This is a genomic window from Providencia sp. PROV114 (assembly GCF_032704305.1).
In the GTDB taxonomy this organism is placed as follows: Bacteria; Pseudomonadota; Gammaproteobacteria; order Enterobacterales; family Enterobacteriaceae; genus Providencia; species Providencia rettgeri.
Genome location: NZ_CP120528.1, coordinates 2,041,572 through 2,063,989 on the forward strand (window position 1 = coordinate 2,041,572; position 22,418 = coordinate 2,063,989).

The window sequence follows — 22,418 nt, forward strand, 5'->3', positions numbered from 1 at the left end:
TTGATTAATATGCTTATAGGTGGAACTGGAATGAAAAAAGTAACAATGGTTATAATAGATGCTCTTAGATTTTTAGGTAACCTAAAAAGCACTTCAATAGAGTACTCGTAAATACTATATCTGTGCTTCAATGACGTCTATCGTAACGGTAATAAAATGGATATTAGGTCAATATATACTTATCGATGAGGGATAATAAATATCACCTAAAGTGGTATTTTTGAAGCCATGCTGTAGCAATAATAAATTTTTACCTGATTACGAATTTTAAAACTTTTATAAAATGATGAGAGATAATTTTAATGAGGGGAAAGTAGGGCTTACTGATATATTAAATTCAGTTAGATATTTAATGCATGATTGAGCAACAGGATTATAAAGTAAAAGCAATCCGTCTATAACGGATGCTTTTACTTTACGCTAGGGATAATAATTTTAGAATTGATACACTAACCCTAAGCCAAGCACGTTATCAGTATTCACTTTGTAATGGTCAGTAAAATCATTATCGTTTAACAAGTTGATTTTATAATCGATAACAGCACTCAAATTTTTATTAAAGTCATAAGCTGAGCCGATGGCAATATAATTCACTAATTCTTTATCCCCAAAGTTGCCTAAGTTTTTACCTTTGGAATAGTTATAGCCAATTGATGGGGTTAGACCGAAGTCAAAAGAATATAAGGCCACCACTTCAAGATTCTGAGTTTTATTTGCTATTGACTCCATATCATCATTACCAAAACGGCTCATATTAAGTGTTTGGCCATACATGACGGCGAGATAGAGGTCTTCGTATTCAAATTTCCCTCCTACGTTCCATGCTTCGGCGCGTTTACCCGTTGCACTACTGGTTGTGGCATCTTTTTGTTTTGGTGTGCGGGAAGATGAGGAGTAACCACCGCCAAGGGAAATACCATAACCTAATTCATAAGCAGTCGATAAGCCAAAACCATCGCCGTTATCGGTTAATTCATCTCCGGATGATAGGTTTTTTTCACCATTTTTACCCTGATATTGTAGTGCGAAGCTTAAACCGTCAATGTAACCAAAAGCATTATTATTGCGATAAGTGAGTAAATTGCGGTTACGGCTTAGCATGTAATTATCTTCTTGATCCATCGTATCCGCTCCCCAGAGTGGTAATACGTCTGTCCAAGCATTGGTATCATAAATAACACCATAATTGCGGCCATAATCAAGGGAGCCGTAATCTGCAAATTTTAAGCCTGCATAAGCTAAACGATTGCTATTTTCTTCAGTTGATTCCGATTGGTTAGTTTTCGTTTCCCATTCAAAACGCCCAAAGCCAATGAGCTGGTCGGTGATTTGCGAATCACCTTTTAGCCCTAGTCTGACACGTGAGTCGTCACCATCTTCGCCACTACGGTTTTTGGCAATATGATGGCGGACATCAATTTGTCCGTATACATCAAGTTTATTACCATCTTTATTGTACATTTCAGCGGAGTTAGCAACATTGACAGTAAGTAGTGTTGGAATAATGAGTGTGAGTAATTTGTACTTCATAACATAGCCTTATGGATTGAGTGATATTTAGTAAAAATTCCTAATTGATAGTTATTATCATTTAAGCATGTTAATTCGCCAAATAAAAAGTGTAACAAAAGTAAATGTTAGTGAAATTATTGCCATAACCTATTAAATAATAAAAATAATTTGATTTACGATGATTTCAACCAAATGTTTTATTTCTAAAAAAGAAAAATTAACTCGAAAAAGATATTTTGTCTTTTTATGCAAAAAAAGTGAATTATTACTTGTTCGGGGTATGAAGGTTGGTATTATTTAAAACCGATACATATTTTGTCTATTTCCACCTAGAATTATAAAAATAATGTCTTGGTAAAAATCACTAGAGATAAGGAACAACACGTGGCTTTTCGTTTGAAGTATCTGGCATTACTCCCTTTACTGGTTGCTGCAACAGCTTGTCAACAGCCAAACAATATCACAACACCGGTAGAAACATATGCGACACAAAACCAACCGGTGGTGGTTAATAACGCATGGATTGAAATATCTCGCAGCGCATTAGATTTTAATATTAAGAAAGTACAAAACCTACTAGGAGATAAATCTTCGCTGTGTGCCGTTTTGAAAGGAGATGCATATGGGCATGACCTTTCTTTAGTTACACCAATAATGATTGAAAATAATGTGCAATGCATTGGGGTAACAAATAATCAAGAGCTTAAGACCGTGAGAGATTTAGGTTTTAAAGGCCGATTAATGCGAGTGAGAAGTGCGACAGAGCAAGAAATGGCTCAGGCTACACAATATGAAACGGAAGAGTTAATCGGTAATTTAGAAATGGCGCAGCGCTTAAATGCGATTGCGAAAAAGCAGAATAAAGTGATTCCTATTCATCTGGCACTGAACTCAGCCGGGATGTCGCGCAACGGTTTAGAGGTGAGTACACTTGCTGGCCTTAATGAAGCTAAGCTGATTTCACAATTACCTCAGTTAAAAATCGTCGGTATTATGTCTCATTATCCAGAAGAGGATGAAACTCAGATCCGTAAGGACCTCAAAAAATTCAAGAAAGAATCTCAACAAGTATTGAATACGACAGGGCTAAAGCGTGAAGACATTACATTACATGTCGCGAATACTTATGCAACTATTACGGTACCTGAATCATGGTTGGATATGGTACGTGTCGGTGGCATTTTCTACGGCGATACCGTTGCGACAAATGACTATAAACGCGTGATGACACTGAAATCGAGCATTGCCTCTGTGAATCATTATCCAAAGGGAAATACAGTGGGTTATGATAGAACGTATACCTTGAAACGTGATTCTGTATTAGCAAATATCCCTGTAGGTTATGCGGATGGCTATCGCCGTGTATTTAGCAATGCGGGACATGCATTAATTAATGGCCAAACAGTTCCTGTTTTAGGAAAAACATCAATGAATACAGTCATGGTTGATGTTACTGATTTAAAAAACGTTAGCCCAGGAGATGAAGTTGTATTTTTTGGTAAACAAGGTAATGCTGAAATTACTGCCGAAGAGGTTGAGGATATCAGTGGTGCATTATTTACCGAAATGTCAATTTTGTGGGGAGCGACTAATAAACGTATCTTAGTTGATTAAGTTAATTTTTAATTCTGTGTATTTTAACCCGCAATAATCGCGGGTTTTTTTATCCTGAAAGTTTCTTAGGATATTATCTAATATATTGCAATATGTTGATAAAATGCTGTTTAGGTGAATGACTATCGAAACTTTTAAATTGATATGTTAGCTTGGTTGAATCTTTCCTGAGCAGGTAGGCTCGGAAGGCAAGTAGAAAAAATAGAAGGATATCATTTATGTATCAAGTTGATTTACATGCGCATACTATTGCCAGCACCCATGCTTATAGTACAGTTAATGAATATTTCGCTGAGGCCGCAAGCCGTGGTGTCAAACTATTTGCGATTACCGACCACGGGCCTGAAATGCAAGATGCTCCACATGAGTGGCATTTTGGTAATATGCCTATCTTGCCGAGAATTGTTGATGGTGTTGGTTTATTGTACGGTATTGAAGCAAATATAAAGAACAAGTTGGGTGAGACAGACTGCAATGAAAAGATCGCTCGTCATTTAGATATTATTTTAGCTGGTTTTCATGAACCGGTTCTTGAGCCCCAAAGTTTAGCTGATAATACAGAAGCTATGATTGCCACGATCCGTAGTGGTAAAGTGCAAATAATTACCCATCCAGGCAACCCTAAATATCCTATTGATATCAAAGCAGTAGCGCAAGCCGCGAAAGAGTGTAATGTTGCTTTGGAAATGAATAACTCTTCATTCCTACATTCAAGAGCGGGTAGTCAACAGAATTGCTTAGAAATAGCTAAGGCAGTTAAAGAAACTGGCGGGTGGGTTGCATTAGGTTCAGACTCACATTTTGCCGGGTATCTCGGCCGTTTTGATCGCGTAGTTGAAATGTTGGAATCAATTAGTTTTCCACAATCACAAATTTTAAATGTTTCTCCACGTCGTGTATTGGACTTTTTAGTGTCCCATGGGCGTAAGCCTATTGCCGAATTTGCTGATTTTTAGTTGTTATTCAAAACTGCATTCACAAATACAGTTAGCCTAAAATACAGTCAATATTAAATAGAATAAAGCCACAGAATAGCTTAGTGGCTTTTAACTCCAATTAAATTGAAAGTTATATTTCAATTTCCATTTGAACACAATCTAACTCGACTTGTGCGAGACAAGAGTAGTAGCTAGCATGTTTAATCGAAGTAAAACCATGTTTCTGATAAAAGCGTTCAGCATTTGGTGATGAATCTAATACCAATTTTTTAATATTTCTCTTTTTGGCTTCAGCTTTAATGGCATCTAATATTAAGCTAGCAGCTCCACCGCCAGTGTATTGTGGTAAGGTAAATATGGCATCAACACTGTTAGCCTCTAAATTAAGATAACCAGTTGCAACGGGCTCGTCATTGTTATTTACCGCGACAAAGAATGGGTTATTCCTCACAATGTGTATATAACTTACCGGCATTTCATCAGGTGTCCAGGCACGGATCGTTTTTGTATCAAAACTCGTTGTGCAACCATGGCGAATGGCTTGGTTACGTATAGACCAAAGAAGTTCGGCTTCATCGGGGGTTGCTAACCTAATTTTTATCATGAGACACCCGCTAATGTTTTTTTATTACTTTTAGAGAACAAAAAATACAGTTAAAAAGCAAGATATATAACAGAAAGAAAACTAATTTGAATATGGTATACTCCCCCTTATTTTTAAATCAGTGACTGCTATGAATTATCAATGTCCTCTCTGTTTTACACCACTAAATCTTGCTAATAACAGTTATCGTTGTGCAGAAAATCATCAGTTCGATTGTGCAAAAGAAGGCTATGTTAACTTGTTACCTGTACAGCATAAACGTTCTAAAGACCCCGGTGATAATGCTGAAATGATGCAAGCGCGTAGGCAATTTCTTGATGCAGGGCATTACCACCCTATGCGTGGAAAGGTGGCAGAAAAACTTATTCAGTTTATTCCATCATCTTGTACTAGCCTGCTGGATATTGGGTGCGGAGAAGGGTATTACACAGACTATTTTTCACGAGAACTTGCAAAACATTTTGAAAAATATACAGTTTTAGGCCTAGATGTTTCGAAGGCTGCGATTCGTTATGCGGCGAAACGCTATAAATCCGTTCGTTTTTGCGTTGGTACAAGTCATCGCTTGCCATTTTCTGATAACAGCTTGGGGGGAATTGTACGAATTTACGCACCCTGCAAGGCACAAGAATTAAGTCGTGTATTAGTTTCTAAAGGTATGTTAATAACCGTTACGCCTGCGGCGGAACATCTGCAAGAATTAAAAGCGTTAATCTACGATGAGGTTAAGTTACACCCAGCGAAAGATGAAGATCTGACAAATTTTTCGTTAATAGATAGTTGCCAACTAAATTATAAGATGGCGCTGACTGGGCAAGAAGCTTATGAATTATTGATGATGACACCATTTGCTTGGCGTGCATCAGAACAGGTTAAAGAGGATTTACAGAAAGCAGAGGTGAAAGAATATACGGCTGATTTTTTAATTCGTGTTTATCAATCTAATGCAGAGTAGAGCTATTGCCCCCATATAGGGGGCACAAAAACTAATGGGCATACATAAATAATTCAAGGTGCTCAAATAAGATATTAAAACCAATACCTATTAGTACCAATCCACCGATAATTTCTGCTTTTTTTCCGAGTAATGGGCCTACATAACGGCCAATCATCATACCGATAGTGGCCATGATCATTGTCATTAAGCCAATAGTCATTGCAGTATGAACGATATCTACTTGTAAGAATGCTAAGCCTAAGCCGATGGCCATCGCATCAAGGCTGGTGGCTATTGCAGAAAAAATCAGGCTTGTTGAGCTATGACTAGAAGGTTTAGAACAGCATTCTTCATCTTTTGTTTTAATGCTCTGCCAGATCATCCTAGCACCTAAAACAAATAATAAACCAAATGCAATCCAATGATCCCAGCGGATAACATATTGGCTGGCTAAAATACCGATGCCCCAACCAATAATGGGGGTAATGGCTTCAATAAAACCAAAGATAAAACCAGTACGGAGAATTTCTCTAAAGCGGGGTTTATGAAGCACTGCACCTTTACAAATAGCAACAGCGAAGGCGTCCATTGACAGGGCAAGGGCTAAGATAAGGGTAGCATAGAAACTCATAACAGAACCTCGGTTGGGTGATTCCATATACACATAAATTACCCCCAACCAAAAGGCTTATTTATGTGTCTATGGTCTTGCCAACCGAATTTTGGTGTCCGCACCACGTTTGAAACCAAACGAGTATGTTGATACGGACTTTCTGGTATTATATATGAAACCAGAACAGGCTACTCCCCAATGACGTGGAAAGAAAGATACCATAATTTATATTAAAGGCAACACTTAATTAATTGTGGATATTAAACGGTAGTGAGAATTATTATCAACAAGGTTATTGGTAAAAACAAGGTTAATTAAATTAATAATTAACCTTGTTTTTAGTGACAATATAAAATTTATTTACTTATGATTAATAAGGAATTCATAAATTCGTTGTAAATCATCAAGATGTGAAACTTGGATGTTAATTTTCTTTTTTTCTAAACCTATTATTAATACACCGTCTTCGGATAAGTTCATTGTTTTTATTCTGTCATATAATATAAAGGCATTGGCAAAATAAAAACCAGTTTGTTTAAAGAATAGCTTTGGTGTTCTTATAAATGCCAAATAAATTGACATGAAAATAGTAATCAATAATAAGTAAGTGGTTAATAAATTACCATGGCGTACAATATTTGTATAAATAACGATACAAATTAGAACAATAAAAATAATAGCATCTGCTCGATGTTTTCTTTTTAGATTAATTTTTAATAAGGTTTTACCCTTTAACAAATGCTGAATGAATTCATCATAAATCGCATAAACAAGCATGATCAAAATGATTATAGCAAGAATGGCATCATTGAAGGTCATTTGTGAGCCCTTGGATAAGTAAACATAATGCAGAGCTTAAAATTAAAAAAGGGAGGCTGCAACCTCCCAATTCAAATAATGATGGAAAATTATGGCGCCAAGAAGTTCAGCCAAGCACCAAGGATACCCAAGCCAAAGAAGCCGATAATAATCCACAACGCGTTGACTTTACGACGCAACAGCCACATGCAGGCGAAGGTTAGCAATAGCGGGACTAAGCCCGGCATGAGTTGATCAAGGATCATTTGGACCGTGGTAATATCTTCAGTGCCCGTTGTTGGGTTTTTGATCCGTGAAACTTCAAGTGGGATATTGACATGTGTCCATTTGTTTACCAATGCCCCCATGACAAACAAACCGAGAATGGATGCTCCTTCGGTGAGCTTTTGTAGGAAACCGCCACCAATATCTTGAACAATATCAATCCCTTTTTTGTAGCCATATGAAACACCATAGTAAAGGGTTAATAAACGTACAAGGTTAAACAAAACAAAGAACAGTAGAGGGCCAAGTAAGCTACCTGTCATTGCGATACCGGCACCGAGAGCCGCAAATACAGGGCGAACAGTTCCCCAGAAAATTGGGTCACCAACACCGGCTAATGGCCCCATTAGACCGACTTTGATACCATTTATTGCACCGTCATCAATGTCTGCACCATTGGCACGTTGCTCTTCCATTGCCATTGTGACACCCAGAACAGGCGCTGCAACATATGGATGGGTATTGAAGAACTCAAGATGGCGTTTAATTGCTTGTTTCCTATCATCATTATTTTCTGGATAAAGACGACGAATAACCGGAACCATTGAATAGCAGAAGCCTAGGGCTTGCATACGTTCAAAGTTCCAAGAACCTTGCAATAGGTTAGACCGTAAGAATACGCCGCGAATATCGCTTTGTGTAAGCTTTTTAGCTGTCGGTTTTGTGATATCTACCATTATACGTTCCTCCTAGTCTAGCTCATTATCAAGGTTGTTATTGCTACTATTTCCTTGGGTAACAACAGTTTGTGATTTATTGTATTTTGGACTGAGTTGGATATATAAAATAGCCATCACAGTACCGATTACCCCAAGTGCAACTAGGTTGAAGTCAGTAAATGCCGCGGTAACAAAACCTAAGTAGAAGAATGGCATTAAGTAGCCTGCGCGCATCATATTGATGACCATCGCATAACCGACAACGACAATCATACCACCCGCAATATTAAGACCATCAGTAACAACTTGTGGGATAGAATCCAACATTTGTTGTACTTCTGATGTACCAACCGAAATGGCAACAATCAACGCGGGTATTGCGATACGCATCGCTTGCAGTAGTAATGCAGATATATGAATAAAGCCAATAGCCGTTAAATTGCCATTGAGGGCGGCTTTATCGGCAGCATGTTGGAATGCAACTGTCACAGTACGAACGATAATGGTTAATACTTGACCGGCTGCTGCAAGTGGGATGGCAATGGCAATACCTGCACCAATACTTTGACCACCGGCAATGACGAGGATAGTTGAAATAATCGAGGCTAAAGCGGCATCAGGTGCAACAGCAGCACCGATATTCATCCACCCAAGTGCGATCATTTCTAATGTACCACCGATGATGATACCCGTTTTCATATCTCCCAGAACGATACCTATAAGTGTACAAGCAATGAGAGGACGGTGAAATTGGAATTCATCAAGGATTGATCCCATCCCCGCGATACACGCGACGATAAAGACCATTACTATTTGAACAACGGTAAGTTCCATTGTTTAATCTCCTGTAACCAAAAGTTTTAAAATCTGTTTTGAGTAATGGATTAAAATCAATATAAAAATTGCGATAGAAATTATTTTTTGAGCTTATTAATCAAGTCCATCATGTAAACTTTGCTATCTGATGAAACTTTCCTGACTTCAAGTTCAATATTTTTGTCGTTCAAATAGTTAAATGCATCAATGTCTTCTTGGTTGATAGAAACGGCATTTGTAACCATGGTTTTCCCATCATGGTATGCCATGCCACCAATATTCACGGATTTCACGTCAACGCCTTCTTCGACGATACGTTTAACATCAGTTGGGTTAGTGAAAAGCAACATAACACGCTCACCGGCATATTTCGGGTTGTTATAAACGCGAATACATTTAGCCACATCGACAACATGCGCGGTGACACCTGGTGGTGCGACTTGTTTCAGCAATGTTGAGCGAACTTGGTCTTTAGCCACGTCATCACTGACCACAATAATGCGTTTAACTTGAGTTTCTTTCGTCCAGCGTGTTGCGACTTGTCCATGAATTAATCTGTCATCCACACGGGCAAGTGCGATCACCATATGTTCGCCAGGGCCAGCTTTCACTGGTGCTGGGGCAGGGGTACTGGCTGCTACAGGAGCGGGTTCTACTTCTACTTCAGCTTCTTTGAATTTAAATGAACGAACCCCCCCGCGTCCTGTTTCAAGTGCGACAGTGATTAGCTCATTCATAGATGGATCATCATCACGGCACATGAAGGTTTCAACTAACATTGGAACATTCACGCCTGTGATAATGTCATAATTACTATTTTCATTAACAATGCGACTAGCGGCGTTAAATGGACTGCCTCCCCATGTATCAACAAGGAATAAGACACCCTTTGATGTATCTAAATCAGTTAGCTTTTGGGTGTACTTATCAAATAGGGTGTCTGCGTTTTCCCCAGGGATAAAATCAATAAACGACACATTTTCTTGTTCGCCTATTAACATCTCGGTTGTTCGAAGAAGCTGCTCTGCAGCGACTCCGTGTGTACCAATCATAATAGCTATACTCACTATTTTTCCCTCATAGATAGATAAAACAAAATATCATCTGTTGATAAAATGGACACTTAAGTTAGACTCCTTTTTATCAGTTTCCCCTGTAAGATAATTTTAGCTGAATAATTACAAACGTCTCATAATATTCATGAGCTAACTCATGGTGTTGTTAGTATCAATTACATTATTAGCATATCATCTCGTGTTATCCTAAAAACTTGTTTCGCGTCAGAAAAATAAGAATACATCTAAAAAATGATATTAAATTGCAGTTAGTTGCTGTTTATTTTTATTTGAAAAAATCAATAAACTAAATATTTATCATTTATTGGTATATAATTTTGTTATCGGTAACAAAAATAGCCAAAAAAATAGTGTAATATTGATTTTTAGAGTGAAAAACAACCAAATTTCAATGGGGAATGGTTGTCTCTCCGTCATGTCAAAACAGTCTTTAGCACAAAATAGTATGAATTTTGTTTTGATGTGGTTTGTTGAGTATAAGAAAATTGAGTTAATTCAATGAAAAAAACTGTGGGTAATTGATTAGTTGAATTGGACTATATGGGAAGAGAAGCATAGCAAAAATAGAAAAAACTTTTTAATGCATGCTAAAAAAGCACCCTCAAAATCCTGTTTAAAGTGATAACAGAATAGAAAAGGGTGCTTAAGGATTAAAAATTAGTCACATTGTACTTTGATGGCTAACCCGCCTCGGGATGTCTCACGATATTTTGCATTCATGTCTTTCCCTGTTTCGTACATAGTTTCAATGACTTTATCAAGTGAAACTCGTGGTTCGCTTGTTCGACGTAGAGCCATACGTGTGGCATTCACTGCTTTAACAGAGGCGATTGCATTTCGTTCAATGCAAGGAACTTGAACTTGGCCAGCGACAGGGTCACAAGTTAAACCTAAATTGTGCTCCATGCCGATTTCAGCAGCAATACACACTTGCTCAGGGCTACCACCGAATAATTCGGCCAGGCCAGCCGCGGCCATCGAACATGCCACACCGACTTCACCTTGGCAGCCAACTTCAGCACCTGAAATGGACGCATTCATTTTGTATAAAATACCAATAGCGCCTGAAGCTAAGAAATAGCGCATATATAACTCAGGCGTTACAGGTTCTATACAATGGTTATAGTAAGCTAATACGGCAGGGACGATACCACATGCACCGTTAGTCGGGGCTGTGACAACGCGACCACCTGCAGCATTTTCCTCATTCACGGCTAAGGCATACATATTGATCAGGTCAACCACATTCATTGGGTCATTAGATAGCTTACTTGTTGAGGTCACCATTCGGTTAAGTGCCGGTGCACGACGAGGTACTCGTAATGGGCCCGGTAAAACACCTTCGGTGTTTAAACCACGCTCGATACAGGCTTGCATGGTATGCCATACATCAGCAAAATAGGCTTCAATTTCTTCTTTGGTATGAAGGTCTAACTCGTTTTTCATCATTAAGCTAGAAATAGAAAGACCGGATTTTTTGCAATTTAATAGTAGCTCTTCCGCGGAATTAAATGGATAAGAGACGGGTTTGCTATCAAGCGTTGATTCGCCAAAATGCTCTGCATCGACAATGAAACCACCACCAATGGAATAATAGGTTTTGGTGTAAATTTCATCATTATCGGTAAAAGCATGAATGGTCATGCCATTTTCATGTAATGGCAGGTTATCTTGACGAAAATTCATGCCACCCTCATTAGGGAAATCAACGACTTGAAGGCCATTTGCTAATGATAACTTTTCTGTTTCTTCTACATTCTTGATAAAAGTTGGGATGGATTCAATGTCGACAGTGGCAGGCAAATTACCTGCTAGCCCCATAATAATGGCGATATCAGTATGGTGCCCTTTTCCAGTAAGCGATAATGACCCATAAACATCCACTGAAATACGTGTGACGTTAGGTAATAAATTTTTGCTTACTAAATCATCGACAAATTCTTTCCCAGCTTTCATTGGACCAACGGTATGAGAGCTTGAAGGGCCTATGCCCACTTTAAACATGTCGAAAACGCTTATCACGCAGGACTCCTTAAAAAAAAGATGAAAATGTAGTGCATTATTTTAAAAGACGCTACTTTACTGTTATTTAGTAGTGTTAACCAGTAAGTTTAAAGTATTTTTTGAAATAAGGTAGTTGCTGAAGGGTAATTGATTGTAAATAGCACAAAATGTCTGTGATGTGGCTAAAAAAACAACATGTGGTAGAGGTAAATTTTGTCATATATGACGCGATATCTTGTCATCTTAAATAGATTTTACTGCAATAGTGGCATTGTATGGTGAAAAGTTGTGTTAGCCGTTAATCTAACTGCAAGGCAAGTTGGTGAATAATCGAAGCGGTTAATCCCCAAACCAAATGGCCTTTATACCAATAAAAAAAGATGCGGTTATGCTGTCCTGAACGCTTAATATCGACATATTTATGATGTTGCAATGAAAGCGCATCAAACAATGGAACTTCAAAGATGTCAGCGACTTCACTGGGGTTAGCCTGATATTGAATATTATTTGGTACAAGCCCAACGATTGGCGTAACTTCATAACCACCATAACTTTGTAAAGGGCTTAACTGACCCAGTACGGTGACTTTTTCCGGTGGGATGGCGACTTCTTCATAAGCTTCACGTAAAGCGGTATTCACAAGCGTTCCATCCTCTGGGTCACTAGCCCCGCCAGGAAAGGCGACTTGGCCTGCATGGGAGCGTAAAAAAGGAGACCTTTGGGTGAGAAGTAATGTTGGGTTTGGTTTATTGATAATGGGTAAAAGAACAGCCGCCGATTTACCCGCCTTAGCTTCAAATTGGCGGGTAGCCGGTAAAGTAAACTGAAAACGATTGATAAAGTTATTCAGTTCAGTCATCGTTATTGAGTGCTCCTAATAAAGGTAAGATCAGGCTTAATTTATCAAAGGTTTCTTGATACTCTTTGTCTGCTTGGCTATCGGCAACAATACCACCGCCAGCCCAACAATAAACCTGTTTTTTATATGTCAGTAAAGTACGAATAGTAATATTGCTATCCATATTGCCATTGAAACTAATATAGCCTATTGCTCCACAATAGCCATGTCGGCGATGGGGTTCTAATTCTTCAATTATCTCCATTGCACGGACTTTCGGTGCGCCGGTTATTGACCCACCAGGAAAACACGCTCGTAATAAATCAGTTGCACGGTATTGGCTATCTAACTTTGCCGTGACGGTACTAACCAGATGATGTACTGCCGGGAAAGCTTCAACAGCAAATAATTCAGGAACACTGACCGTACCCGGTTTGGCGACGCGGCCAATATCATTACGCAGCAAGTCGACAATCATTAAGTTCTCTGCGCGATCTTTTACTGAATTAGACAATTTTGCTACTTGAGCAAGGTCATCTTGTTCATTGTCTAAGCGCGGAAGCGTTCCTTTGATTGGGCGGGTTTGAATATCTCCATCTTGCAAAAAGATAAAGCGTTCAGGTGAAATACTGATAACCGCATTTTCGGGAAGACGTATAAAAGAAGAGAAGGGAGCACCATTGCGATCAAGTAGTGCTAAAAATGCATTCCATTCATCCCCTTTATACTTGGCTTTAAATCTTTGCGCTAAATTGATTTGATAGCAATCACCATTACGTAAATATTCATGGATGCGCGCAATATTATGATGATATGCCTCTTCTGACATATTGGATTGCCATGCAGAGGTTAATTGAAATTTATTTTTACGTGGCCTTTTTTGGTTGTTTAGCCAAGCTAACCGGGCATCAGCATCATCATAACTAATTAATGTAGTGGTTTTATCATGATGATCAACAATGAGAGCCCATAAGTAGATGCCAACTGCCATGTCTGGAAATTGTAGCTCTGCGGTCGAAATTTCAGGTAATTTTTCAATGCGGCGCCCTAAATCGTAACTCCAAAGGCCGAGAGCCCCCCCGTTGAAGGGACACTCGGTCTCTTCCTGGCGTTTTGGTTGGTATTTATCCAGCAATCCTTGAAGGAGTTTAAAAGGGTCTGACTCAGAAACGAGAGAGGCGTGATTTTGTTCTGTAATAGTTGTTTTAAGCTGATAAGTCGTCAGTGTGGCAATCGGGTCAGCAACGATAATATCAAAGCGATTATGTGAGTGTTTTGCATTACCTGAATGTAATAACATCGCCCATGGCAGGTGTGCCAATGGGGTAAAATAATCAATGGCTGCATTTGGGCTATAAGGTAGTTGGATTTTTTTGATAACCATAATGATGAGTTTAAATTTCCGCAAGTGAATCAATACAGGTTAACATATATTCTTATCTTAATAGTCGAAGAAATGTTAAAATCTTAATCATTGATTTTAGTCTTTTATTCATGAGGTTTAAACCATGTTTTCTGGTATGCCAGCACTTAATCACGAAGAACAGCAAGAAGCTGTTGAAAAAATTCATCAATTGATGGCGGAAGGTATGAGTAGTGGTGAGGCGATTGCAATAGTCGCTCATGAAATTAGAGAAAAGCACCAAGGTAAAGAACAGATCCACGTTCGTTTCGATGATGAAAATTAATAATCTATAAACATACTATTAACATTCATGCATAAATCTGATAGATTAATATTAGTTAAGTCATTCTATTTATCAATGAAGACTAGATAATAACCAGAAGATAACTGGTATCTGGTAGGCTGAAATAAGCCGCTAAACTAATCAAAAATCTTTACCTAGTAATAGGTATCGGAGGATGGTATGGAAGCGAATCGAAAAATTGCTGTAATTTTAGGTGCTTGTGCTCTGGTTTTTAGTTCTTTTGCGTTAAGCGCAAATAATGAAGAAGGTAAAGCTGCGCCTTTCGTCAGTTGTGGTACGCTAACTGAGCCACAAATTGCAGCACAGGTGAAAAGTGACTTTATGCATAATCGTTTGCCTCGTTGGACAGATGAAAAAGCGGCTTTAGGCAAAAAAGCGGTTGCTTGGGTCAATGATAGTGAAGTCACTAAAACTGAAACAGGTTACACCGTGCCGTTGGTTGTTCGAGGTGCAAAATCCGATTTGCATTATTCAGTTGCGGTAGACTGCCAAAATAATACCGTGACATATAATACAACTAAATAAATTTTTATTGAATATTAAGGGATAACCATTAAGGTTATCCCTTTTTTGTGTCATTTTTTCTGTGTATCCGTGAGCCTAGCGATTACGTGGTTCATAAGGCATACGAGCAAAATTTTGTGACAGCTGACGGTAGTATACTAATCGCTCTCTGAAGTATTCCCTTAAGTGTTCAGGTTGTTCTCGCTCAACAGCTTCAGCAATGATGGCAATGTTATAGCGTTCTTTAAATGCAACACCAGAAGCCAAAAGGTCGACATTGACCTTATCCATTTCATCTTTAGGCAATAAAGCAAGGTTGTGACTCATATTTGATCTCTACGGTTAAATTCATACCTTATTATTGTAACTGGATAATGAGAAAAAATCTCATTACATTAATTGTAATAATAAAAATAAGAGTTAAATTTATCTATTTATATATTTAGCTATTAATAGAAAAACAGGGAAAGATAATGAGATTGATTATTATTGTTTTTAACAAAAGTTATTAATTATCAGTAAATTGGATTTTTTTGTTTTAAGATTGTTTTAGGGTTTTAATTATTGTAATACTGTGCATAATATACGCATGAATGATTAACCGATAAGGCTTAAATATGTTAACTACAGATATGGTCAAAAAATTAAACGAGCAATTAAATCTTGAGTTTTATTCTGCAAATCTCTATTTGCAAATGAGTGCTTGGTGTAGTGATAAAGGCTATGAAGGCGCTGCAGCGTTCTTAAAAGCACACTCACAAGAAGAAATGGAACATATGCAGCGTTTATTTGATTATCTTAGTGACACTGGGGCGTTGCCACTGTTAGGGCAAATTGCTGCGCCGCCCGTTGATTTCAAATCAATTAGTGATGTATTCACCCAAACTTATGAACATGAGCAATTAATTACTCGTGAAATTAATAAATTGGCTCATTTAGCAATGACAACACAAGATTATTCTACATTTAATTTCTTACAATGGTATGTTGCAGAGCAACATGAAGAAGAGAAATTATTTAAATCAGTACTGGATAAACTGGATATGGTGGGTGAGTCTGGTAAAGCACTATTCTTGTTAGATAAAGATTTGAAAAACCTGTCTGCGGCAACGCATGTCTAATCTACACACCAGTAAGTAGATAGAAATCTAGTTTTTCTCTCTACTTGATGCATAAAGACCTCTCTAGGCTTATGGGCATGAATTCTGTAATTCAATGTTCATAAGTCTTTTTCTTTTCATTTTGTGTGAAAACTCACAGGATAGGCCGATAAAACCCATTTTTAAGCGGTAAAATGGTTTGTTTTCCGTATAATGATTGGCAATTATTCTAAATTCACCTGCAAATTAAGAGGTTACTATGCCAATTAACCCTATTAAATCTTCATGGCGCAAACTTAGCGCTGTCGCCGTTCTATTTTTAGGCATGTCTTTCCAACAAGCATTTGCCCATGCACATTTAAAAGACCAGCTTCCTGCTGAAGGTACGGCAGTGGAGCAAGCGCCAGAGTCAATCTCATTAAGCTTTTCTGAAGGTATCGAAGTTAATTTCACTAAGGTCAGTATTATCGGGCCTGAAAATAAAATAGTAAAAACCGGTAAAGCAACGTTAGACCCGAGTAACGACACTAAAGTGGTCGTTCCTGTGGAAGACAAGCTCATTGCTGGGAAATATGATGTTAATTGGAGCGTCGTTTCTGTCGACGGACACAAAACAAAAGGAACGTATAGCTTTACAGTGAAATAATATGTCACTAGAAGCTTTTTATACCCTTATTCGCTTTATTCATTTTATCGCTGCAATATTGATGTGTGGAATGTCAATATTTGCAGTGGTACTTAGTCGCGGCTCATTTAATTATTTATTAAGCCGCTATTTGAATAAAGGCATTTTCTTTTGTGCCATTGTTACTGTCTTAACAGCCTTCAGCTGGATGATTGCGCAAGCGGGTCTGATGGGTGATGGTTGGGAAGATAGTATTGATTGGCAGATATGGCAAGGGGTTTTAGGGACGTCATTCGGCCAAGTATGGCGTTGGGAACTTTTGTCATCTGTATTATTGCTATTGGTCTTATTTATAAAATCAATTCAATTACGATTGAAACTAATATTAGTTTTTTCAGTGATCCTGCTTGGTTTGCATGCCTTTATTGGGCACGCGGCCATGCATGATGGCCTACTCGGAACATTCCATCGTATTAATCAATTTATTCATCTCATTAGCTCTGCATATTGGTTTGGCGGTTTGTGGCCATTTTTAATTTGCATCCAATTTTTGCGCAATAAAAAAGAAATGGCAGAAGGGATGGACAAACAAATTGTGAATACCATGATGCGTTTTTCGCGCTTCGGCCATATCGCTGTTGTACTGGTGGTCATTACAGGGATCATTAGTGCAATAACACTTTTACCTGGCTGGCCATTAAATTATTCAGGGTCAGAATACCAATCACTACTTTGGTTTAAGATCATTTTAGTGGGAGGAATGCTTTTATTAGCGATTATCAATCGTTATTACATCGTACCTATTATTAAGCAAAAAGGGCGAGTCAATTACCTAATCATTAACAGTTGGGTTGAGTTACTGTTAGGTACGATGGCGATTCTTTCTGTGGCAATTTTTGCAAGCTACCAACCAATCTAGCTAAACTTTTATATTTAATTGATAATATGTAAAGATATCTTCAATGTTTAATAAGGTCACTACCATGAAATTTAAACTCATTATTTGCTCACTGTTATTGGGTGGAACCGTGAGCACTGCTTTTTCTGCACCGTTAACATCCGTGAGTAAAAAACAATTTGGTGATGATTGGCCATTTACTCGAGAGGAAGTCATGTTAGAGTGCCGTCATAATGGGGCTTTGGTCGTCATTAACCCTGCCACGCTAATGCAATACCCATTAAACGACATAGCGACTGAATTGATGATCAAAAAAGAAATTAAAGCACAGCCTATTGATGTGCTGCTTAAGCCTACCGATAGCACCAAAACAGTTGAGGAAAGAATATTACCTATAAAAGAAGCTGCTGCAAAATTGTGTGCGAGCAATTAAATTTATCGTTCAGTTAAAATGTTCAATCTAGAAGGGATGTGGAAAACAATAAATTATTGTTATTATTCAATGCATTGATTAATTGAAAGGTTTGAGTGATTGTATGTATAGGTATAACCTATTAAACAAATAGTTCAATTTTAGAAAATTAAGAAATAAATTGTGTTAATAATATGTAAAATATTTGATAATAAACATGGTAAGAACGTGCATTGAAAACTAGTATTAGAGTGTACTTTGTAACGTCTCAATGGCAATTTTAGCGCACGGCTCTGCCAGAGCCATTTCCCAAGGCCCGGTAATCGGAATCTACCAGGCCTCTTTTTTTGCCTATTATTTTGTCAGTTCTCATTTCATATCAGCTTATCGGTTCCTACCTATTTATATGCTTAGTAAATAACCTAAGAGTACTAACAAAACTATTAAGCAAGTTTCATCACCCAATGGTGATTTTCTTTGTCATAACGATCACGGTAGAGTAGAACCGGTTTTTCATCTAAAGTGGCAGGAATACTTGTATGCTCGTCCCAGCCATCAAGTTGCATGCAAAAGTCTGTATCAGAATCACATGGAATACTTACTGTATCACTTTTATGGGAAGCCATAACCGCATCATTAATTTCATAGGAAGATATTTTCAATTTTACAATACACATAACAGCACCTCATTCATCGATTTTAACCATATATAATCAGCTCAACGAATTTAAGCATAGTATAAATGGAATTAATTTCCAAAATAATTTTTAAGGTGCTTGTGAGGAAAGGGTGCTATATATGGTTAATATGCACCCTAATAGTGATTATTTTTTCGGGATAGATGTCCCCCAGTCCACGTAATCTTTAGGGGGCTCTAATTTTAGGATGAAATGCTGTTCAGGCCTAGCTTGTGGGGCTAGAGGCACTGACGGCGGTGTAGCAAGGGAAATACCGCCACGTACAAATTGCTTGAAAGTCCCGCTTTTGGCAACGCCACCGGTTAAACCAAATGAAAAGTTAAAACCGGAAGACTGCCAAAACTCGGTATTATTGCGAATAAGATATTGGTATTCCTTGCCAATACGTGTCGCAACATATACGCGATCGGAAAGCTCTCCCAAATAGAGACCTGTAACAACACCGACTTCTAGGCCCCTAAACAAAATAGGTGTACCAATTTGGATTGCGCCTACATCAATAGCATCAAGGTAAATAGTTAAACCGTCTAGATAACGCGAGTCTGTAATATTGGCAGTTTGTAATTCAAATTGATAACGGCTTTTACTGTTACGTCCAGGTTCAGCACTGATATAAGGCTGCAATATGCTATCTAAATTATTTAAACCCGCAGGGGATAATTCAGGTGTTACCACAGCGAAGCGACTTCCTAACCGGGTAAAGGTACTGACATATTCGGGGTATAGAATTGCTTTTGCTTGTACTTCACGTTTGTCAGATGACAATTTTAATGATTCAATTTGACCAATATTAATACCTAAATAACGGATTGGCATGCCTTCGGAAAGCTTTGATGCATCAAACGTGGTTAGCGTAATAATGCTTCCTATTGCCTTCGCAGAGGTTTCATTTGGGTAAAGTGTGTGTTGTCGAGCAGTATTGGCGACGCCACCATCTAGGTTATCAAAGCTAATTGCACCGCTAATCGCTCGGCTCAGAGGCGCAGCTTGAACGGTTAAACCATTGCTATTAAGCTGAACTTTGGCGCCGCCTTCAGCCCAAAATACACTATTTTCTGTGAGTAAATGAAGATATTCATTTGAAATATTTACATTGATAGCAAACCCAGCTTTAGTTGGTTTAATGTCAATGATTTTGCCGACTGCAAATTGGCGATAAAGAACAATAGAACCGGCCTGAATGTCTGGTAGTGTCGTGGTATTTAGGGTGATAGTTGTAGGCGGTAAAGCGCCTAAAATACCCGCTTTTGCATTATCATCACTACGATATAAAGGAAAGGTTTCGGGAAGTTTATCTTGGCTTTGACCAGCTATCAGGTGAATCCCGCCATCTAACCATTCTTGGGGGGTAGCGCCTTGGAATTGTAATCCATTAAGGCCTAATTGGATATCCACTCGGCTATTTGCAACAAATTTACTGTCTTCACGGACAAGGTGCTGGAACTCATCATAGATTAAGATACTAAAATTCACTTTTTCAGTTGCCAGGTGACGCTGTAACACCTCACCAACTTGAATGCCTTTATAAACAATGGGCTGGCCTTTATCGACACCATAAGTGTCATGTGCCCAAAGTGTTAGCATGAGTGGGTCTTTACCGTCTTGTTCTGCAGTTTTGGCTATTTTTTTACTATCTTGCAGAACAAATTGTTGTCCTTCTTCTGCTTGAGGACTGCTTTGTGGTGAGTCAAAAGCAATGGCGCCATTTATCACAGCAGAAAGGCTTTCCATTTTTACACTGGCTCCAGATTTAAGGTCGAAGCTACCTTGTAACCCAGATACATTCCAAAACTGACTCTCTTTACGTACTAAGTGAGCATACGGTTTTTTGATAACAGCAGAAATGGAAACACCTTGGTTATCTGGCAAAATGGTATAGTCTGAAATATAACCAACAGGTACTTTCCGGTAATAAATCGGAGAGTTTTCGTTTAATGAACCTAAATCTGGCGCAGTAAGGTGAATAAGTAATTCACCTTTATCTATGTTTAGCTGCGGTGGCGTATCCTGTGCAACAAAAGAGAATTGCTCTGTTCCCGTGCTTGGTAACATACCAATGTAGTTCCCACCAACTAACGCATCAAGGCCAGAAACGCCTGCTAATGATGCCTTGGGGGTCACTAACCAAAATTTAGTTCCTGAATTCAAGGCTGGACGCATGTCTTTATTCACACTAGCAGTAACAATAATGGTTTTCATATTTTTACTGATAGCAACAGATTGCACCAAACCAACTTCAACACCTTGGTAGCGGATAGGTGTTCGGTTAGCAACTACTCCGGGTGCAGATGTGAACTCAATAGTAATATCCGTTCCTCGTTCAACCCAATGCTGAAACAAAAGCCAACCGGCAATGAAAATAGCGACTAAAGGCAAAAACCAGAAAGGCGAAATATGTTTGCGTTTACGTAATAGAGCTTCTGATATTTCTTCAGAGGGTTCACTTTGCGGGTTTTGATTTTCCATAAGAATCCCAAATTAAACGGCTATCTAACCACTCAACAGCCAAAATTGTTAAAATAACGGCTGTACCAAAATACAGTGCGGCAGGCCCCATAGTAAAAGACATCAATTGATCGCGATTAACGAGTGTCATCATCAAAGCAATGACAAATAAATCTAGCATGGACCAACGACCAATCCATGAAACAAACCTAAGTAATTTCATACGTAAAATAGGGTCAGTATTGCTTTTGAAGTGGATGGAAAACAGTAGCAATATCATAATAATAATCTTAATAAAGGGAACCAATATACTGGCGATGAATACAATAATTGCAATTGGCCAATTACCTGAATCAATTAAAGAAACGACTCCAGAATAAATAGTGTCCTCTAAACGTTGCCCATTGAGATAAAAAATAGAGATTGGCATTAAATTAGCAGGAAATAATAGCACCATGGCAGCAATTAGTGCGGCCCATGTTTTTTGTAAACTATGCGGTTCACGATAGTGAAGAGGGCGATGACAGCGTTGGCATTTTTCATTGCTAGTTGTAGGGCCGCAATAATGACATGCTGTACAGACCAGTAAGTTATCTTGTACTTTTTTATTATTAATGGGATAAAATTTGTTCCATAGCTCATCTAAGTTTATGTGGATGAGGATTAATATACTGAGAATAGACATGGTAATAAAAGCGATTAAACCATGTCCAATGAAAACACTCGCATAATCTTGCATTTTAATCGCAGCAATGCCTAGCGCGATAAGGTAAACATCTAACATAACCCATTCTTTAATGTGACTTAATACTAAAAGAATAGGCCGGAGATTCAAATTGATATACTGACCAATAGATAACAATAAAATCAAAATGGGTAATATTAATGGGGCTGCAATAGCACAAAAAGCCACTATACTGGCCGTAAATGGATCCCCTTGTTGATTAATTAAGCGAATACCTTCAATGACATTTGCATTGATTTGGCTTCCTAATAAGTGAATAGAAATGAGTGGTTGCCAAAATGCAATAGGGGCAAGCATCAATAAAGTGATAGCCAGTATTGATAAACGGTTGAGTGACCAAGAACGCCCATCATTAAGTTGACTAAAACAGCGAGGGCAAACAACAACTTGCCGTATGTTGAATCGAGGAGTTAGTAACTTCTGATCGCAATGATTACAACGTTGAAAAAGCAAATCAGTGTGATTAATGTGGTTCATATTGACTCATTTTAGTTGGTTACCTCGATGTAATCTAGTGTAAAAAAATTTACCTCAAAGTGACAAATTGGTAACCTTAGGGCTACGCTTACAAATATTTGATTAATTACT

Annotated in this window: 23 protein-coding genes and 1 riboswitch; of the genes, 9 read left to right on the top strand and 14 right to left on the bottom strand. The window is 38.2% G+C overall.

Annotated elements, in window-relative coordinates; translation table 11 throughout:
* Window positions 1-435: 435 nt before the first annotated feature.
* On the bottom strand, window positions 436-1,530 hold the full coding sequence (locus P3L37_RS08965) for a porin (protein ID WP_109912496.1): 1,095 nt from the start codon (window positions 1,528-1,530) through the stop codon (window positions 436-438).
* A 366-nt stretch (window positions 1,531-1,896) separates the two neighbouring features.
* Here P3L37_RS08965 and alr point away from each other — a divergent pair, with 366 nt between their 5' ends.
* Together alr and P3L37_RS08975 are read left to right on the top strand one after the other, a co-directional pair.
* Window positions 1,897-3,126, top strand: a complete 1,230-nt coding sequence (gene alr / locus P3L37_RS08970) for an alanine racemase (RefSeq protein ID WP_109912497.1) — start codon at window positions 1,897-1,899, stop codon at window positions 3,124-3,126.
* A 218-nt stretch (window positions 3,127-3,344) separates the two neighbouring features.
* Window positions 3,345-4,082 (top strand): phosphatase, encoded by a 738-nt coding sequence (locus tag P3L37_RS08975; protein WP_109912498.1) that lies wholly within the window; start codon window positions 3,345-3,347, stop codon window positions 4,080-4,082.
* A gap of 112 nt (window positions 4,083-4,194) precedes the next feature.
* On the opposite strand, the gene P3L37_RS08980 is transcribed toward P3L37_RS08975, so the two are convergent.
* A complete protein-coding gene (locus P3L37_RS08980; RefSeq protein WP_272667386.1) occupies window positions 4,195-4,665 on the bottom strand; it encodes a GNAT family N-acetyltransferase in 471 nt (156 codons plus the stop codon).
* Window positions 4,666-4,798: 133 nt separating this feature from the next.
* On the opposite strand from P3L37_RS08980, the gene rlmA reads away from it, so the two are divergent.
* On the top strand, window positions 4,799-5,623 hold the full coding sequence (gene rlmA, locus P3L37_RS08985; RefSeq protein ID WP_109912499.1) for a 23S rRNA (guanine(745)-N(1))-methyltransferase: 825 nt from the start codon (window positions 4,799-4,801) through the stop codon (window positions 5,621-5,623).
* 31 nt (window positions 5,624-5,654) lie between these two features.
* Here the strand turns inward: rlmA and mntP are convergent, their stop codons facing one another.
* The 8 genes from mntP to pabB all read right to left on the bottom strand — a co-directional run bounded on the left by mntP (window position 5,655) and on the right by pabB (window position 14,078).
* On the bottom strand, window positions 5,655-6,236 hold the full coding sequence (gene mntP / locus P3L37_RS08990) for a manganese efflux pump MntP (protein ID WP_004911288.1): 582 nt from the start codon (window positions 6,234-6,236) through the stop codon (window positions 5,655-5,657).
* 47 nt (window positions 6,237-6,283) lie between these two features.
* Window positions 6,284-6,427: riboswitch (yybP-ykoY riboswitch) on the bottom strand.
* A 151-nt stretch (window positions 6,428-6,578) separates the two neighbouring features.
* Entirely contained in the window at window positions 6,579-7,037 is a 459-nt protein-coding gene (locus P3L37_RS08995) for a DUF986 family protein (protein WP_004911283.1), read from the bottom strand.
* Between the two features lie 89 nt (window positions 7,038-7,126).
* Window positions 7,127-7,978 carry a PTS mannose transporter subunit IID gene (locus tag P3L37_RS09000; RefSeq protein WP_102138691.1) on the bottom strand — a complete coding sequence of 284 codons (852 nt, stop codon included), beginning with the start codon at window positions 7,976-7,978 and terminating at the stop codon, window positions 7,127-7,129.
* Between the two features lie 12 nt (window positions 7,979-7,990).
* Window positions 7,991-8,794 carry a PTS mannose/fructose/sorbose transporter subunit IIC gene (locus tag P3L37_RS09005; RefSeq protein WP_004253851.1) on the bottom strand — a complete coding sequence of 268 codons (804 nt, stop codon included), beginning with the start codon at window positions 8,792-8,794 and terminating at the stop codon, window positions 7,991-7,993.
* 80 nt (window positions 8,795-8,874) lie between these two features.
* Window positions 8,875-9,843: a PTS mannose transporter subunit IIAB gene (manX, locus tag P3L37_RS09010; protein ID WP_204163271.1), complete on the bottom strand. Its 969-nt coding sequence runs from the start codon at window positions 9,841-9,843 to the stop codon at window positions 8,875-8,877.
* Window positions 9,844-10,509: 666 nt separating this feature from the next.
* On the bottom strand, window positions 10,510-11,874 hold the full coding sequence (locus tag P3L37_RS09015; RefSeq protein WP_272667381.1) for an L-serine ammonia-lyase: 1,365 nt from the start codon (window positions 11,872-11,874) through the stop codon (window positions 10,510-10,512).
* Between the two features lie 280 nt (window positions 11,875-12,154).
* Window positions 12,155-12,715, bottom strand: coding sequence for a CoA pyrophosphatase (locus tag P3L37_RS09020; protein WP_109912500.1), 561 nt, complete (start codon window positions 12,713-12,715; stop codon window positions 12,155-12,157).
* Window positions 12,708-14,078, bottom strand: a complete 1,371-nt coding sequence (gene pabB, locus P3L37_RS09025; protein WP_110731971.1) for an aminodeoxychorismate synthase component 1 — start codon at window positions 14,076-14,078, stop codon at window positions 12,708-12,710. The genes P3L37_RS09020 and pabB overlap by 8 nt, the downstream gene beginning before the upstream one ends.
* A gap of 124 nt (window positions 14,079-14,202) precedes the next feature.
* Here pabB and P3L37_RS09030 point away from each other — a divergent pair, with 124 nt between their 5' ends.
* Both P3L37_RS09030 and yebF read left to right on the top strand, forming a co-directional pair.
* A complete protein-coding gene (locus P3L37_RS09030; protein WP_004911263.1) occupies window positions 14,203-14,382 on the top strand; it encodes a YoaH family protein in 180 nt (59 codons plus the stop codon).
* 180 nt (window positions 14,383-14,562) lie between these two features.
* Complete coding sequence (yebF, locus tag P3L37_RS09035; protein ID WP_109912502.1) at window positions 14,563-14,928, top strand: protein YebF; 366 nt, start codon at window positions 14,563-14,565, stop codon at window positions 14,926-14,928.
* Between the two features lie 75 nt (window positions 14,929-15,003).
* Here yebF and P3L37_RS09040 read toward each other — a convergent pair whose 3' ends face one another.
* Entirely contained in the window at window positions 15,004-15,234 is a 231-nt protein-coding gene (locus P3L37_RS09040) for a DNA polymerase III subunit theta (RefSeq protein ID WP_004253885.1), read from the bottom strand.
* 290 nt (window positions 15,235-15,524) lie between these two features.
* On the opposite strand from P3L37_RS09040, the gene ftnA reads away from it, so the two are divergent.
* The 4 genes from ftnA (at window position 15,525) to P3L37_RS09060 (ending at window position 17,963) form a co-directional block, all read left to right on the top strand.
* The gene (gene ftnA, locus P3L37_RS09045) at window positions 15,525-16,028 is read left to right on the top strand and encodes a non-heme ferritin (RefSeq protein ID WP_004911254.1); all 504 of its coding nucleotides are present in this window, start codon (window positions 15,525-15,527) and stop codon (window positions 16,026-16,028) included.
* A gap of 238 nt (window positions 16,029-16,266) precedes the next feature.
* A complete protein-coding gene (gene copC, locus P3L37_RS09050) occupies window positions 16,267-16,653 on the top strand; it encodes a copper homeostasis periplasmic binding protein CopC (RefSeq protein WP_109912503.1) in 387 nt (128 codons plus the stop codon).
* Between the two features lies 1 nt (window position 16,654).
* Complete coding sequence (gene copD / locus P3L37_RS09055; protein WP_109912504.1) at window positions 16,655-17,551, top strand: copper homeostasis membrane protein CopD; 897 nt, start codon at window positions 16,655-16,657, stop codon at window positions 17,549-17,551.
* 64 nt (window positions 17,552-17,615) lie between these two features.
* Window positions 17,616-17,963 (top strand): YebY family protein, encoded by a 348-nt coding sequence (locus tag P3L37_RS09060; RefSeq protein ID WP_042851603.1) that lies wholly within the window; start codon window positions 17,616-17,618, stop codon window positions 17,961-17,963.
* Window positions 17,964-18,385: 422 nt separating this feature from the next.
* Here the strand turns inward: P3L37_RS09060 and P3L37_RS09065 are convergent, their stop codons facing one another.
* The 3 genes from P3L37_RS09065 to yebS form a co-directional block, all read right to left on the bottom strand.
* Complete coding sequence (locus P3L37_RS09065) at window positions 18,386-18,619, bottom strand: DUF1480 family protein (protein WP_004253902.1); 234 nt, start codon at window positions 18,617-18,619, stop codon at window positions 18,386-18,388.
* A 147-nt stretch (window positions 18,620-18,766) separates the two neighbouring features.
* Window positions 18,767-21,106: a PqiB family protein gene (locus tag P3L37_RS09070; RefSeq protein WP_110731969.1), complete on the bottom strand. Its 2,340-nt coding sequence runs from the start codon at window positions 21,104-21,106 to the stop codon at window positions 18,767-18,769.
* Window positions 21,081-22,307, bottom strand: a complete 1,227-nt coding sequence (yebS, locus tag P3L37_RS09075; protein ID WP_110731968.1) for a membrane integrity lipid transport subunit YebS — start codon at window positions 22,305-22,307, stop codon at window positions 21,081-21,083. Before yebS ends, P3L37_RS09070 begins: the two co-directional genes overlap by 26 nt.
* Between the last annotated feature and the right edge of the window lie 111 nt (window positions 22,308-22,418).

Bases quoted from the DNA above. Each gene is read 5' to 3' on its own strand.
- rlmA (WP_109912499.1), top strand. From the start codon at position 4,799: ATGAATTATCAATGTCCTCTCTGTTTTACACCACTAAATCTTGCTAAT.
- P3L37_RS09070 (WP_110731969.1), bottom strand. From the start codon at position 21,106: ATGGAAAATCAAAACCCGCAAAGTGAACCCTCTGAAGAAATATCAGAA.
- yebF (WP_109912502.1), top strand. From the start codon at position 14,563: ATGGAAGCGAATCGAAAAATTGCTGTAATTTTAGGTGCTTGTGCTCTG.
- yebS (WP_110731968.1), bottom strand. From the start codon at position 22,307: ATGAACCACATTAATCACACTGATTTGCTTTTTCAACGTTGTAATCAT.
- mntP (WP_004911288.1), bottom strand. From the start codon at position 6,236: ATGAGTTTCTATGCTACCCTTATCTTAGCCCTTGCCCTGTCAATGGAC.
- P3L37_RS09030 (WP_004911263.1), top strand. From the start codon at position 14,203: ATGTTTTCTGGTATGCCAGCACTTAATCACGAAGAACAGCAAGAAGCT.
- pabB (WP_110731971.1), bottom strand. From the start codon at position 14,078: ATGGTTATCAAAAAAATCCAACTACCTTATAGCCCAAATGCAGCCATT.
- P3L37_RS08965 (WP_109912496.1), bottom strand. From the start codon at position 1,530: ATGAAGTACAAATTACTCACACTCATTATTCCAACACTACTTACTGTC.
- ftnA (WP_004911254.1), top strand. From the start codon at position 15,525: ATGTTAACTACAGATATGGTCAAAAAATTAAACGAGCAATTAAATCTT.
- P3L37_RS09020 (WP_109912500.1), bottom strand. From the start codon at position 12,715: ATGACTGAACTGAATAACTTTATCAATCGTTTTCAGTTTACTTTACCG.
- P3L37_RS09000 (WP_102138691.1), bottom strand. From the start codon at position 7,978: ATGGTAGATATCACAAAACCGACAGCTAAAAAGCTTACACAAAGCGAT.
- P3L37_RS09005 (WP_004253851.1), bottom strand. From the start codon at position 8,794: ATGGAACTTACCGTTGTTCAAATAGTAATGGTCTTTATCGTCGCGTGT.
- copC (WP_109912503.1), top strand. From the start codon at position 16,267: ATGCCAATTAACCCTATTAAATCTTCATGGCGCAAACTTAGCGCTGTC.
- copD (WP_109912504.1), top strand. From the start codon at position 16,655: ATGTCACTAGAAGCTTTTTATACCCTTATTCGCTTTATTCATTTTATC.
- P3L37_RS08995 (WP_004911283.1), bottom strand. From the start codon at position 7,037: ATGACCTTCAATGATGCCATTCTTGCTATAATCATTTTGATCATGCTT.
- P3L37_RS09065 (WP_004253902.1), bottom strand. From the start codon at position 18,619: ATGTGTATTGTAAAATTGAAAATATCTTCCTATGAAATTAATGATGCG.
- P3L37_RS09060 (WP_042851603.1), top strand. From the start codon at position 17,616: ATGAAATTTAAACTCATTATTTGCTCACTGTTATTGGGTGGAACCGTG.
- P3L37_RS09040 (WP_004253885.1), bottom strand. From the start codon at position 15,234: ATGAGTCACAACCTTGCTTTATTGCCTAAAGATGAAATGGATAAGGTC.
- P3L37_RS08975 (WP_109912498.1), top strand. From the start codon at position 3,345: ATGTATCAAGTTGATTTACATGCGCATACTATTGCCAGCACCCATGCT.